This is a genomic window from Haloarcula sp. NS06 (genome assembly GCF_051122755.1).
Taxonomy (GTDB): domain Archaea; phylum Halobacteriota; class Halobacteria; order Halobacteriales; family Haloarculaceae; genus Haloarcula.
Window position 1 is genome coordinate 129,758 of the sequence record NZ_CP184842.1, and the last position, 11,839, is coordinate 141,596.

The 11,839-nt window shown below is 51.1% G+C and carries 13 protein-coding genes and 1 pseudogene; 4 read left to right on the top strand and 10 right to left on the bottom strand.

Going from position 1 to position 11,839, the window contains the following annotated elements; all coding sequences use genetic code 11:
- Positions 1–125: 125 nt before the first annotated feature.
- Complete coding sequence (locus ACODNH_RS01630; RefSeq protein WP_434530212.1) at positions 126–1,205, top strand: hypothetical protein; 1,080 nt, start codon at positions 126–128, stop codon at positions 1,203–1,205.
- Positions 1,206–1,277: 72 nt separating this feature from the next.
- A complete protein-coding gene (locus ACODNH_RS01635; protein ID WP_434530213.1) occupies positions 1,278–1,484 on the top strand; it encodes a hypothetical protein in 207 nt (68 codons plus the stop codon).
- 221 nt (positions 1,485–1,705) lie between these two features.
- Here the strand turns inward: ACODNH_RS01635 and ACODNH_RS01640 are convergent, their stop codons facing one another.
- The 5 genes from ACODNH_RS01640 to ACODNH_RS01660 all read right to left on the bottom strand — a co-directional run bounded on the left by ACODNH_RS01640 (position 1,706) and on the right by ACODNH_RS01660 (position 5,088).
- Positions 1,706–2,047 carry a recombinase family protein gene (locus ACODNH_RS01640; RefSeq protein ID WP_434530214.1) on the bottom strand — a complete coding sequence of 114 codons (342 nt, stop codon included), beginning with the start codon at positions 2,045–2,047 and terminating at the stop codon, positions 1,706–1,708.
- Between the two features lie 65 nt (positions 2,048–2,112).
- On the bottom strand, positions 2,113–2,682 hold the full coding sequence (locus tag ACODNH_RS01645) for a recombinase family protein (RefSeq protein ID WP_434530215.1): 570 nt from the start codon (positions 2,680–2,682) through the stop codon (positions 2,113–2,115).
- Positions 2,675–3,481, bottom strand: a complete 807-nt coding sequence (locus ACODNH_RS01650; protein WP_434530216.1) for a hypothetical protein — start codon at positions 3,479–3,481, stop codon at positions 2,675–2,677. The genes ACODNH_RS01645 and ACODNH_RS01650 overlap by 8 nt, the downstream gene beginning before the upstream one ends.
- Positions 3,478–4,254: a CRISPR-associated protein Cas4 gene (locus ACODNH_RS01655; RefSeq protein ID WP_434530217.1), complete on the bottom strand. Its 777-nt coding sequence runs from the start codon at positions 4,252–4,254 to the stop codon at positions 3,478–3,480. The genes ACODNH_RS01650 and ACODNH_RS01655 overlap by 4 nt, the downstream gene beginning before the upstream one ends.
- Positions 4,255–4,698: 444 nt before the next feature.
- Positions 4,699–5,088, bottom strand: a complete 390-nt coding sequence (locus tag ACODNH_RS01660; protein ID WP_434530218.1) for a DUF7344 domain-containing protein — start codon at positions 5,086–5,088, stop codon at positions 4,699–4,701.
- 253 nt (positions 5,089–5,341) lie between these two features.
- On the opposite strand from ACODNH_RS01660, the gene ACODNH_RS01665 reads away from it, so the two are divergent.
- Together ACODNH_RS01665 and ACODNH_RS01670 are read left to right on the top strand one after the other, a co-directional pair.
- Entirely contained in the window at positions 5,342–5,611 is a 270-nt protein-coding gene (locus tag ACODNH_RS01665; RefSeq protein ID WP_434530219.1) for a MarR family transcriptional regulator, read from the top strand.
- Between the two features lie 323 nt (positions 5,612–5,934).
- On the top strand, positions 5,935–6,636 hold the full coding sequence (locus ACODNH_RS01670; protein ID WP_434530220.1) for a hypothetical protein: 702 nt from the start codon (positions 5,935–5,937) through the stop codon (positions 6,634–6,636).
- On the opposite strand, the gene ACODNH_RS01675 is transcribed toward ACODNH_RS01670, so the two are convergent.
- The 5 genes and pseudogenes from ACODNH_RS01675 to ACODNH_RS01695 all read right to left on the bottom strand — a co-directional run bounded on the left by ACODNH_RS01675 (position 6,611) and on the right by ACODNH_RS01695 (position 11,794).
- Positions 6,611–7,159: a hypothetical protein gene (locus ACODNH_RS01675; protein WP_434530221.1), complete on the bottom strand. Its 549-nt coding sequence runs from the start codon at positions 7,157–7,159 to the stop codon at positions 6,611–6,613. The genes ACODNH_RS01670 and ACODNH_RS01675 overlap by 26 nt on opposite strands.
- A complete protein-coding gene (locus ACODNH_RS01680) occupies positions 7,083–7,802 on the bottom strand; it encodes a hypothetical protein (protein WP_434530222.1) in 720 nt (239 codons plus the stop codon). The genes ACODNH_RS01675 and ACODNH_RS01680 overlap by 77 nt, the downstream gene beginning before the upstream one ends.
- Positions 7,795–9,550, bottom strand: a pseudogene (locus ACODNH_RS01685) (DEAD/DEAH box helicase). Before ACODNH_RS01685 ends, ACODNH_RS01680 begins: the two are co-directional and overlap by 8 nt.
- Positions 9,551–9,690: 140 nt before the next feature.
- Positions 9,691–10,662 carry a restriction endonuclease gene (locus ACODNH_RS01690; RefSeq protein WP_434530223.1) on the bottom strand — a complete coding sequence of 324 codons (972 nt, stop codon included), beginning with the start codon at positions 10,660–10,662 and terminating at the stop codon, positions 9,691–9,693.
- A 97-nt stretch (positions 10,663–10,759) separates the two neighbouring features.
- Entirely contained in the window at positions 10,760–11,794 is a 1,035-nt protein-coding gene (locus tag ACODNH_RS01695) for an AlbA family DNA-binding domain-containing protein (protein ID WP_434530004.1), read from the bottom strand.
- Positions 11,795–11,839 lie beyond the last annotated feature (45 nt).

Genomic DNA, 11,839 nt, shown 5'->3' on the forward strand with positions numbered 1-11,839 from the left:
CACGTACGAAGAATCCAATTCGAGACCTCCGTCGGAAAAATAGAGATCAAGTCCCTGCTGTCTCTGGAAAATAGTGCTTGATTAGGCATGCACATTTTTTGCTTGTCGATAAAAAGGGATAGTGGATGGCAAAGCTACGGAAATACAAAAGAAGCTCCTCTAACAGCGGCTACCATCTCAAGGGCTGGACCAAGGAATCCGGTAACACTACCCTTCAAGTCAGGTATCCCTGTGAGCTATTATTCGATTGGCTGGGATTTGAGGTAGGTGAGCGGATTCCCTCAGATCTGATTATCTCTCTGATCTCCGCAGACCTTCTGTATACTATCGGAGATGGAACTGATGAAGTCCAAGATTCGGATTGGACACCGCCAATGGATTTGATCAGTGAGGAGTTGAGTGGCAGTCAGAGGCAGCGTCTTCTTGGTTTTGTTCGAGACTATGACGGGCCTCGCAGCAAGTTTGTGGAGAGGTTGTGTTCAGATATCGATACGGGAGAGTCGATCCCTGATGAGTCACAGCTCTCTTCGAATACGTCGACGAGTCAGAACTGGCAGGCCTGTGTAGATTCAGACTCTCGGGGTGCAGATCAGACGCTTCATCAGATTGCTGAGGATGTTTTCGGTTCTGAACCTCTGTCGGACAAAGTTGCTTCTGCACTTAGCGGGTGGGATGTTGAGAACTTGGATGAGTTCGGCGATATCCCGCATGTTGAGTCGTCTGTCTTGATGTTCCGTGATTATCCCGGTGAGGTTCACAAGGTCAAGCCAGGGGATGGCAATATACAGTATGTGGTTTCTTTGCCGGATACTGCTTCAACTGAGTCGTGGCCGAAACCTGACATGGTTGATAGTGAGAAGTCATGGCCTCGGTTTATTGTCACTCATTCTTCTCCGACCGAGGAAGATGTTGGTCTGTCGGTCAAGATTGATATACCGGTAGGGAATGACGGGAGTCTGTCAGATAAAACAGACTTTGAAGGCATTCTGCATACGTTCATAATTGTCAACAGAGGTGTGTTGTACTGGCTGTTGAAGCCTGAAGACGAAGCTCACGAAAGGTTTGATAATTGGCGTGCCGAGCTATCTGAACATATGGACGAGATTTTCCATCAGACAAATCTGTTGATGGAGTACTTGACAGGTGATCCAATGGCTGATGATATGGAGGAGTTCGTTATCGACTTTGGCGAGATGTCTTGGTGAAAAAGTCCTGTCTACCGTACCGGTCATCGGTGTCAATAGTGTTTAATTGGCTTCCTCGTTATTAGCTGGTGAATGGATTTCTCTGAGCAGAAAGTGCAGGACTATCTTCGGGAGTTGTGTAGTGATGCAGATGAGATTGAGGAAATAGCAGAGAGATTCTTCTCTTCCCTTGACACAGAGAGGGATCAGGTTTCTGCAGGTTGGATGAGTGATAAAAGAGGCCCAAGACTTTCTGGGTGGATCCTGATGGGGCTCTGCGAGATACTCAAAGAGAACTGAAAAGTCAGTACGAGAACTGGTATGCGAGGGCAGAGAATCTGGTTGTAGAGTATCTTCCAGAGCGTTTAGGAGAGTTTGAAGAGGCTCGTTCAGAGATCAAGAGGTACCTGAGTTTGGATGAGCCCAGTGCAGCTAATGGCTGGGAAACGGTGTTCAATGACTTTGTTGATCTGTTCGATGAACAGCGCCATGTCTTGAACTCGGTACCGGGACGGATTGAATCAGGTGCTCTCAATGCTTGGAGGCAGGTCTCCGGTCGAGTGGAGAAAGTCACGATAGATGGACAATACGTCCTCTGCGTATCGACGTTTTCGGCGCTCATCCATGGGAGGCTCACTCTCACGGTTCCCCTGACGGAAACGGTGTCTGATCTCGGTCACTTCGTCAAACAGTGCCTCGTCCACGATACGATACTCGGCCACTATGTCGTCCACGCCGGCCACCGAGTAACGGCCACAGTAAATCGGATTTCGGAGCATCTTGTTCACTGTCCGTGCCGTCCATTTATTACCACTACTTGTCTCGTAACCACGATCGTTGAGCTCGGAGGCTACCTTCGGCATGGACTTGAGTGTACAGTAACGCTCGAAGATGAGTTGGACGATCTCGGCCTCTTCTTGATCAATCTCTAGATACCGTCCTCTATCCTATTGTATCCGAAAGGGGGAGTTCGGTTCGGCCAAGCATGTTGGAGCGCCAGCGCTTTGAATCCCATCTGGGAGCGCTCTTTGATGTGTTCTCGTTCGAACTCCGCAGCGCTCGCGATGTTGCGGAAATTGAATCGACCAGATGGCGTCGACGTGTCTAATTGTTCAGTTACGCTGTGCAGAGCGATGTCATATTTCCGAAGTTCTCGTTCGAGTTCAACTGCGTGCAAGATGCTCCGAGAGAAGCGATCAAGTTTCCAGAAAACGACAACATCAAAGTGTCCCCCTCTGGCAGTGGCCATCATTCGTTGGAACTGTGGTCTGTCAGTATCGTCACCCGACTCGGCCTCATCTTTGAATATCCGGGTTACCTTCCATCCCAACATCTTACACCGTTCCCAGCACTGCCGGACTTGTTCGTCGAGCGAATATCCAAACTTCTGATTGAGAGACGAAGTACGAGCGTAGATTGCAGCCTTGAACGCTCGGTCGTCGTCCGAGCGAGGGGTGAGTAGCTGCTGGGATAGTATCTGGTTTGCTGGCTCATCCATCTTCGAATTCCTCAAGCAACTCTCTGAACTCATTTAGCCGTTTCCGAAGCGTCTCGGTCGCAACGCCAGCAGACGCTGCGAGTTTACGCTGCGGTGGCGGAGAATCCATTGTCAAATAGACTGCTGCGGCGGCAACACCAGCAGGATGCTTCCCCTGAAGTTCGGAATGCTCGCCAATCTCCTGTAATAACGTTGCTGCATCGGCTGGAGCGTCACTATCAAGACAAAGATCCAGACATAGAAACTCCAAATACTCTTCGGGTGCTGCGATGGTTCTTTTGACCAGATTTCCGTGAGCAAACTCATCATAAAGACGGCGGACAGTCTTTTTCAACGTAGTCTGCTTGACATGTGCTACATTTGCGATTCGTTTCAAGGTTCGTGGCCCACCGGCGTCTTTTGCAGCGATGTGTAGAGACCCCGCTGCAACGGTATCGATACTACGGCCCTCCGAAATCCCAGACACAGCAGCCTCTACGTACAACTCGGCTGCCGTGAGGCGAACTGATGAGGTAACTACGAGTGCGTTCGACACTTTCTCGATGACTTCAATTGCATCGCTGAACCGGTGCTGTGTGCTATTGTGAGCAGGTCGAATATCCGACCAAGATTCTGTCTGAACGCTCTCCGTTCCTGCTTGGGCAGTCATCAGCTCATCAGTTGAGGAGTCCCTCCAATCATAGACGACGAACCCACAAATGTCACAGACGGCTTCGACCTCATCAAACGGGGCCGAAAATTCATTCTCACCACAAACCAGGCACAAAGTGTCCGATTCTCCGTGGATTGGACCACTCATGTTGGTTCGTTACCATCTGGTGACTTCCCAGCTACAGTGCTCCTCTGTCGGTCCTCCAGAGACGGGAAGCGTAGCTCAACAAGATGGTCCTCTTCTGCACAATTTGGGCAGAGGGGTTTCGAATCATCACCCACCGCTGAGGTATCTAAGTTCCTGTTGAAGGATGAAGCGCACTTGGGACATCTCCAAGGGACCACGCCGTACTGATCTACTAAGTCTGGATACTTTTTTGCCAGTGTCGGAGTGAGTCGATCGTCGTCGTGTGCCTCCAGATAGTCAAGGACCTTCAGTCGAGGATAGTCACACCCTGGAAGCAATCCGTATTGAGTGACATCGGAGTAGTCTGACTCGCCTTGACCACATCGTTCCTGAAAGGGACAGAATTTACACTCCCACTCACGCTCGGGTTCAGCAGGAGGGAGTTCGTCTGCTAGCCGATACTGTGTGTGGGCAGTTGCCCATTCAAGAACAACATCCTCCCAGAACTTCGGGTCGAATTCAACATGGAATATCTCGACATCCATCGTTTCCCTGCACCCGTACATGACGATGCCTTCAGTCAGATCGATGTCATACTTCTCTGACAGTCCTACCATGTATGCGTGCAACTGGGCACGGTGTGATCGGTTCGGCGAGGGCGTATGCTCAACTGAAGACTTAGTCTTAATTTCTGTGGGAAGAACTGGGACTGCATCTGCATCAACAATGAGCGGGTCAGTTTCGCCTTTAATCTGCAACTCTTGCCCCCCGTTTCCACTCGAAAATCCACCCAAACAGAGTTCTGAACATAAGTGTCTGAATCGGTGATCGCTCGCTCAAGAAACGGGAACGCAATATCCTCCTCAAACCTTGTCCCAAACCAGAAGATTCCGTCAGGATCAGATGTTTCCTCTGGTGCGTTGCATTGCTGGTAGAACACCTTTCGGTGACACTTGAGGAGCCTACTTGGGCTGTGTCGTTCAGGATCAGGAACGGATGCTGGTCCGTTGAAATATGGCGTCCCGTTCTCAATATTCTGTCTGTACTGGCGTTCACGATACCACTCACGAAAATGCTCCGGTGACAAGGCGTCACGCAACCGCTGTATCTGTATTCTTGAATCCGGTTTTAATTCTTGCTCAGTTTTCATAATTCGTTGCTTGTGACCGTGCCTGCCAGCCACCGCAACCACACCTTAGAAGCGTACACATTTGCTCTATGAGTGATTGCGCCGCCCTCTATTCCTCACTCCTGTCCGTCCCTTCGACAAGCGAGGAAAACACGTGTACGGTGGAAGAATTTGTATCGATGAGCAGTGTTGCGAGATCAAAATTGTCACCTGATGTCACGACTTGTCTCTCTGAATCATAGATGATGATTCCAGCATCTGAAAGCGTGGGTAGATGTGTCTGGGAGAGAGCATTGTACGCATTACGATAGGGTTCACCAGTAGCCTGTTGTTCAGGAACTTTCAGTTCGAGACTGGCAATCTTACGAGCCAATTCCCGCGTCGTGACCACTCTCCGGTTATCTCTCTCAAGAAGCTGAATAACGTACCGTCGGCGAGTCGCTCGAAGAGAATGATAGAGGATAGAGAGCAGTTCATCAATATCTGGATCATCACTCATAGGAGCATTGCTGACCCGCAAGCGCTGTCAATTCGTTCTGTTGCGATAAATTTTGGATGGGGCGTTAGGGATTCACATTTAATCCATATTGATTCGGTGAAGTCGTCTATTTTATCGCTGTGTATCATATCGTTGCTTTGTCCAAATGCAGTAATATCGTCTTTTCAGGAGTTTCTAGATAACTGTAGTTGCTTAAAGATTCTGAAGGTGACTTAGCGAGACTCCGATTATCCAGGTGAATCCATAGACGACTATGCGGTTTGATGATGACTGGATGTCACGGGCTGATGACCGGATCCTTGAACATCTCGCTGAAAGGGGACCTGACACCCCTAAAGAGATGGCGGACAGTGGGCGAGTCCGGTTTTCACGTCAACATATCAACCAACGGTGTAAGAAGCTCGTTTCTTCCGGTTTACTTGTCCACCTTGGAAACGGTGTTTACGATATTACGAGACAGGGAAAACAATATCTCAAGGGCGAACTTGACGCACGGAAACTCGATTTTGACGATGAGTCTTAGTAATTGAGTGTGGGACGGTAACACGATTTCCAGTATCAAAAACAGCCTCAAGATCAAAATAGCGAACTCGGAAAGCGCAGTAAGTGCGCGCAGGTGAGGTCAGTATATGATACTTTTCGTGGCAGCCGATAGGTGAGAACTCATCTGGGTTTTCGTCGGAACGTGCGAATCACTTCCTTTCTGCGAAGATCGGGACAACGAACCGACCAAATTCTAGTCGTGATTATCCTCTCAGCCAGGTCGAAATGAGTAGGCGTAACGACCAATGTGTGCCATCTCATAGTGATGGTGTTTAACAAAGTTGGTACTAAAACGAGAATTAAATGAGCGCCGGCAACGACCAGCTTCGAACTGAGCTGGAGCGAAAATTTGAAGCGCCTATCGACGTGTTGCTAGATCCATCACTTCTCGTAGCCAGTCGTTCTCTCGACCGATTATCTGACTCTAATGTCTTCACTTCACAGACTCAGGCTACACTGGGGGGAACGCCGACTCAACCTCGGCTTGGCGAACTCTACGTTCCTGCAGCGTTCTACAGTTTGCTCACGGACGAAACGGAGCCAACTGTCCAGAGATCGAACTTGTGGGACTTCTACCGTGGACAGGCTGAACCAACTTTTCCTGACGATGTCGGTGACCTCCTCGATCGGAACGGCGTGGAGGGATTCTCTGGTGAAGCACACGTCGACTTGCAGTGGAGGAACGCGGTCAACGACCCTGACCGGCGTAGGGGACTGTTGATGTCTCTCGAAGAAGAGTTCGCTTTCCTCGCGAATGGTGGCGTTCTTCTTTCGAGGACGCCAGCGGCTCTCAGTGCTCTTCGGGATGCTGGTCTACCAACCGTCGATATCGGTAATGCAGAATTAGCGCTTGAACTGCGAGAGACGTTGACTGGCATCGGCTATAGAACCCCGGCTGGCATCTGTTCATTCGCTGTTTCCTCAGCTCAAATGACGGCGGACGCACTCACAGAAGGCATACTCAGGACCACTCCAGATATCATTCTATATCAGCTGGGCGACTGACGTCCTCAGTTCCACAACATGCGTCACCGATAACGCGACTTCCCTCCAGAGCAAGCGGATTCTCTCCTGTCAGTTGCCGCCCACAGCGATCACAACTGGGCTCTTCCATCACCCCCGCTCCAATGGCATACGAGTACGATTTCTCGGCAGTCGCATCACCCGCACTGAGTTCGAGGACGAGATCCCCTCGCTCGTACGAAACCGACGTTGCTGCTACCGGTCGCATTCGGACGGTCAGGTCGTGTCGTTCTCGCACTTCTCGCCGTTTCTTTGGGAAGTTCCTCCCTATCTGTTCCGTGAGATCATCGAGTTCGGCTCGTCGGTCATCGAGTTCCGACTGGAGTTCCTTTCGCTTCCGAAGTGCTTCGACACGTTCCGCCTGTTCCGTGGCGGCGTCGATTGCTTCGGTCTCGTCTTCGATTCGGTCGTTTAGACGACTGATCTCTTCATCTATCTCTTCTCGTCGCTGCTGTACGAACTGCCGATACTCGTCTGAGTTCCACCTCTGCAGCACGCGTCGCACGTTCCCGTGTGTCTCGAACCATCGGTGCAATCTCGCGTTCCAGAACTTCGTTGGCAGTCTCGATCGCGTCACCCAACGTCTGATCATCGAATTGCCTCCCCTCAGAGGGATCTCGCTGGTCGTCTTCAGCCAGATCCAAGTACGTCTCCGCGAGTCGAGGGCGTTCCTCGTGATCGTTGAGGTCGACCGCTACTGCGTGCAGCTCCTCCGTCTGGTACTCGCTGACGGTTTCGATGCCGACGTGGAAGAGCGCACAGAGCGCACGTCTATCGTAGTAGGGAGTGAACGATCGATCCACGACTTCGACTGTTCCACCAGTGATCCACGGGGGCAGTTGCAACTCGAAATGGTCTTGTGTCAGTGAGAGCGACCCGAGGAGTGTTTTATCAGCCGATTCGTCGAGCATTCGCTCTACGAATGGTGCTTCCGGTGAAATGGCGATAACTCCCTCGTCGACCTCGTCCGGATCGCTTACAATCTCCAGTACGTCGCCATCCAATTCGAGCGCGGTGTCAGCGTCAGCGGGAAGCGTAACTGTCCACTGACGTCCTCGCTTTTCGATTTCGGCCCCCAGCGACCGCAAGTACGCCTCAGTAAAACGCTCGACTGCTCGCTCGGTGACCGGGAGGGCCGCGTCAGTCATCACTATCTCCCAAGTCAAATCCTTCGAAGACGCCCTTGTTGAAATCCTCGAGTTTGTCAGCGAGGTCGCGCTGTTCCTGCAGGTCGATTGCCATCGCGTCGAAGTCGTTCTCTAGTTCGACCTCCGAATCTGCTGAGACCAGCCGTTCGAACACCTCGTCCTCGAAGTTGCGCCCCGTCTCTTCCAGTCGAGTCAGAATCTCGCTCAGCTCACCGACCGACTGTTGGAACAGGTCGATCTTGTGGTAGAGTCGCTCAAGGACGTACTCCTCGATGGTATCCTCCAGCGCGATATTGAATACGTAGACCTTCTCGTTCCTGCCCAATGCGATGGATACGACCGATGCGTTGCTCGACCTTCATCGGATTCCAGGGCAGATCGTAGTTGACCATCACGTTACAGAACTGGAGGTTTCGACCCTCGTTCATGGCGTCTGTCGAGACGAGAACCCCGCCCTCCTCCTCGAACCGTTCGACGATTTCTTCCTTATCGTCGCTGCTGTGCCCACCGTGGAAGGGATGAGTTGTGTAGCCCTGATCAGCGAATGTCTCAATCAGCTTCTGTTGGGTCGCCCGGAACTGGGTGAACACGATCACTCGTCCTTTGTCCACGCGTTCCCGTGCCTCACTGGTAATACGCTGGACGCTCTCCAACTTCGTCGGTGTCCCCACCGCGTCGACGCAGTCGAGAATTCGATTGAGCTGGTCGGCGTGAGCGACGACCTTCCTGTCCTCGACGTCGAGTTGCCGCTCCACGGTCTGTTTGAGTGCTTCGGGGCTACTGACGACCTCCTTCTGAAGGGTCATCAGAACGAGCTTCTGGCCTTGATCTTCGCCGTAGGCCGTGCGAACGTAGTCGGTCACGGACTGGTAGAGGTCTTTTTCTGCTGGCGAGGGTTCGAAGGTACGCGTTGTCACATTGCGAGGCGTGAAGTCGATGTCCGTCTCGTCACGGCGGTTGCGGATCATCACCTTCCGGAGACGGGTCTGGAGTTCGTTGCGGTTGACCAGCGTCTCCTGGGATTTGTTGACGAAGTAGTTGTGGAACGCCTCACGCGTCCCGAATAGTCCCGGTCGAAGAAGCGAGATGATGTTGTAGAGATCGGTGACGTCGTTCTGGATTGGTGTTGCGGTGAGGAAGAACGCGTAGTCGTACGAGAGGTTCTCAAGGAGTTCGTAGCGGTCGGTGTCCTCGTTCTTCACGTAGTGAGCCTCGTCAAGCACCAAGACATCCCAGTCACAGGCGAGGACGGTCGAGCGGTGGCGGTCGCTCTTAGCGGTGTCGATGCTGGCGATGACGTGGTCGTGGGCGTCGAAGCCAGCGAAGTCGTCGTCGTAGTTGCAAGTGAAATCGAGGCCGAACTTCTCCAGCATCTCGCCTTGCCACTGTTGTGCGAGTTGGGCCGGCGTGAGGATTAGCACCGCATCGTCGGTGCCACGGTAGTGCATCTCCTTGAGAATCATCCCGACTTCGATGGTTTTCCCGAGACCGACCTCGTCGGCAAGGAGTGCTTTTCCGTCCATCTCGAAAAGAGCTCGATGTGCAGCATCCACCTGGTGTTCGAGTAGCTTGACGTTCTCCTCGTCGAGGTGTGAGAGCGAACGGAGTTCCGAGTCTGGTTGGCCAGCTTGGAGGCGATTTGCCTGAACTGTGAGAAAGTGTGAACCAAGCGACTGTTCTTCATCTTTCCTACTTGTTAATTTTTCCCAATTCTCGTGGCGAAATGTGACGTCCACGAGTTCGTCCATTATTGAGAACTCACCACATCCGGGGTTATAACCTGTGGTATCTCGGACTCAACGAGTGTGCTTATGATATAGAGAGGTTCCAGACACTGGGATACCCTTCTCGTCAAATGTGGTATCTGTGAGATGAATCTCGGTGAGCGTCATAACAGATTGTGCTGGTAGGCTTCTTCCAGTTCTTTGGCAACTCGTAATCGATTGACTGCAACAGAATCTGTCGTGTCGATAATTTCCTCAGATCTCTCACGTGCGGCTTCAGGATATTCAACGACTGCCGGAATCGCCTCCTCATCGAAAGTCTCAACAAACCACTTGGCAAGTTCTGATGCAGACATTTCAGCGGGTGCTGTCCATATCCGCTCATCCAGAATCGCAGAAATGGCTGCTTGGAGAGCGGCCTTCTTAACCGTCATAATTCCTTGCCTGTACTGACCGGAGTATTGGAGTAGAGAATCAGCAATTTCGGCAGCACTGAGCGACGGTTCCGAGGGCCACCTCACGACCGTCGTCTGTTTCCATCCATCCTGCTCGGTAAACGCTGTGAGAGTCGCCTGTGTTTCGATGGATGGCTCTGAGGGATGTGACTCAAAGAAGGATCGAAGCAGATTTCGAACCTCTACAGAATCATCTAATCCAGTGCTTTCTGTGAGTTCATCAGCCATCGATTCCAAAGGCAATCGATGGCCTGCTGTATCCATGACTGGTGAATACTCTGCTAATAACTGGTAGTGATTATCCGTCGATATCGTAGAGACAAGTCCATCGCCATCTAAAATTTCCACTCCAAGATCAGAGGCAATTTCCTTCGCTTCGCTGGTGAATCTACTCGTAGTGACGATGAGCGCGAGGTCAGCATTCTCCTGTGTCCGCAGGGCAGAGTACTGTTGAACGTCCGGACTGCTTATCGGGTTTCCTTGGCCATAGCGCTTGACTTGGATAACCTCCTTTCGTGGATAGGGAAACTCCCGAGTGGCATTTACATCAACACCCCTATCGGGCCCGGGAGGTGTGACCTCAGTCTGATAGCCGTACTGTGCCCAGATATCAGCGACAAACTGCTCAAACTCATCGGGCGAGATTGACTGAAGCTTCGCCTTCAGGAAATCAGATGTCATTTCTCATCAACCCCAGTGTTCTTCAATGTATCCAACTGCATCATCAATAGACAGCGGTCGTTTAGATGACCCGCTCCGAACGTAGAACGTCTTGTCGCTATCCCCCTCGAAATAGACTGGTTCGGGACTCAGCAGTCACCCAAATAAGACATACCTCTTGTTCATCTCGAGTTCTGAACTCCGATTCAACACAGGAGGCGTCGGCTGTATCTCCAAGTCGACTTGCGATCTCGGTGTGCAGTTGAACCTCAAAACCGTCTTTCCCCTTTTTTATGACATCGTAATCACGCTTTAGGCCCATAACCTCTTTTTCCTCGTCTTCAACGCCGATAATTACTACACCTCCATCTGTATTAGCAAATGAACAGACCTCTTTAGCAACCTCTTCTTTCAGGGTTTTGTCTGGTTCCTTCTTATATGTGTGATACAGAAATGTTTCCTTGAACTCAATTTGTTCAGATTCCCCTCGCTCAAGTAGCTCAGCAAGTTCCTTTGTTCTTAGTTCGCTAATATCCGCTCGCCCCCCTTCTGCTGGCTCTCCTTCAGGAGCTGTCTCTTCATCACTCTCAACCGAATTGAACGAGGACTGTACCGACTCAAGCAGGCTTTTCAATTCGTCTAACTGAGTTTCTTCCGACATTTCTCCGTCTCGCATCTCTGGACGATGTGGAACAAACACATGTCCGAGAAACTCACCATCATCGTAGGGGTGTAAATGAAGAGCTCGTTCATCGATCTCATGCTTTATTAAGTCGAAATCCAGTTCAGGTTCGTCTTCAAACCGATCTTCGAATTTACCGGACACGTCTGGTATCACCCCAGTGATCCTTGTGCCGGATGGAGTCGACAAAGCCTGTGAGATGCCATTAATTATCGGTGTAAATCCTTCTGTATTCTGTGTTCCAAAATTGATTACCTTATCAGATTGAGTTTGGAACCCATCATAGAGTGTGTCCTTTCGACTTTCCGCTTCCGCAAGCAGAAACATCTCTGTATCGGTATGACCTACTTCAATTCTGGCCTTGAATTCTTCATCTTTCTTCTCTCCCCATATATTTCCCAAGTGAAATATCGTTCTAGCCTCATCATGAACAGTAGTTGTTACCGCTATACGTTCGTTGCTACGTATCATTTCCGCCTATAGGGTCAGCGGTGGAGAATGTATGAGAGTCAGATG

Excerpts from the sequence above, each read along its gene's own strand:
- ACODNH_RS01630 (WP_434530212.1), top strand. The coding sequence starts at position 126 with ATGGCAAAGCTACGGAAATACAAAAGAAGCTCCTCTAACAGCGGCTAC.
- ACODNH_RS01635 (WP_434530213.1), top strand. The coding sequence starts at position 1,278 with ATGGATTTCTCTGAGCAGAAAGTGCAGGACTATCTTCGGGAGTTGTGT.
- ACODNH_RS01640 (WP_434530214.1), bottom strand. The coding sequence starts at position 2,047 with ATGCCGAAGGTAGCCTCCGAGCTCAACGATCGTGGTTACGAGACAAGT.
- ACODNH_RS01645 (WP_434530215.1), bottom strand. The coding sequence starts at position 2,682 with ATGGATGAGCCAGCAAACCAGATACTATCCCAGCAGCTACTCACCCCT.
- ACODNH_RS01650 (WP_434530216.1), bottom strand. The coding sequence starts at position 3,481 with ATGAGTGGTCCAATCCACGGAGAATCGGACACTTTGTGCCTGGTTTGT.
- ACODNH_RS01660 (WP_434530218.1), bottom strand. The coding sequence starts at position 5,088 with ATGAGTGATGATCCAGATATTGATGAACTGCTCTCTATCCTCTATCAT.
- ACODNH_RS01665 (WP_434530219.1), top strand. The coding sequence starts at position 5,342 with ATGCGGTTTGATGATGACTGGATGTCACGGGCTGATGACCGGATCCTT.
- ACODNH_RS01670 (WP_434530220.1), top strand. The coding sequence starts at position 5,935 with ATGAGCGCCGGCAACGACCAGCTTCGAACTGAGCTGGAGCGAAAATTT.
- ACODNH_RS01680 (WP_434530222.1), bottom strand. The coding sequence starts at position 7,802 with ATGACTGACGCGGCCCTCCCGGTCACCGAGCGAGCAGTCGAGCGTTTT.
- ACODNH_RS01690 (WP_434530223.1), bottom strand. The coding sequence starts at position 10,662 with ATGACATCTGATTTCCTGAAGGCGAAGCTTCAGTCAATCTCGCCCGAT.
- ACODNH_RS01695 (WP_434530004.1), bottom strand. The coding sequence starts at position 11,794 with ATGATACGTAGCAACGAACGTATAGCGGTAACAACTACTGTTCATGAT.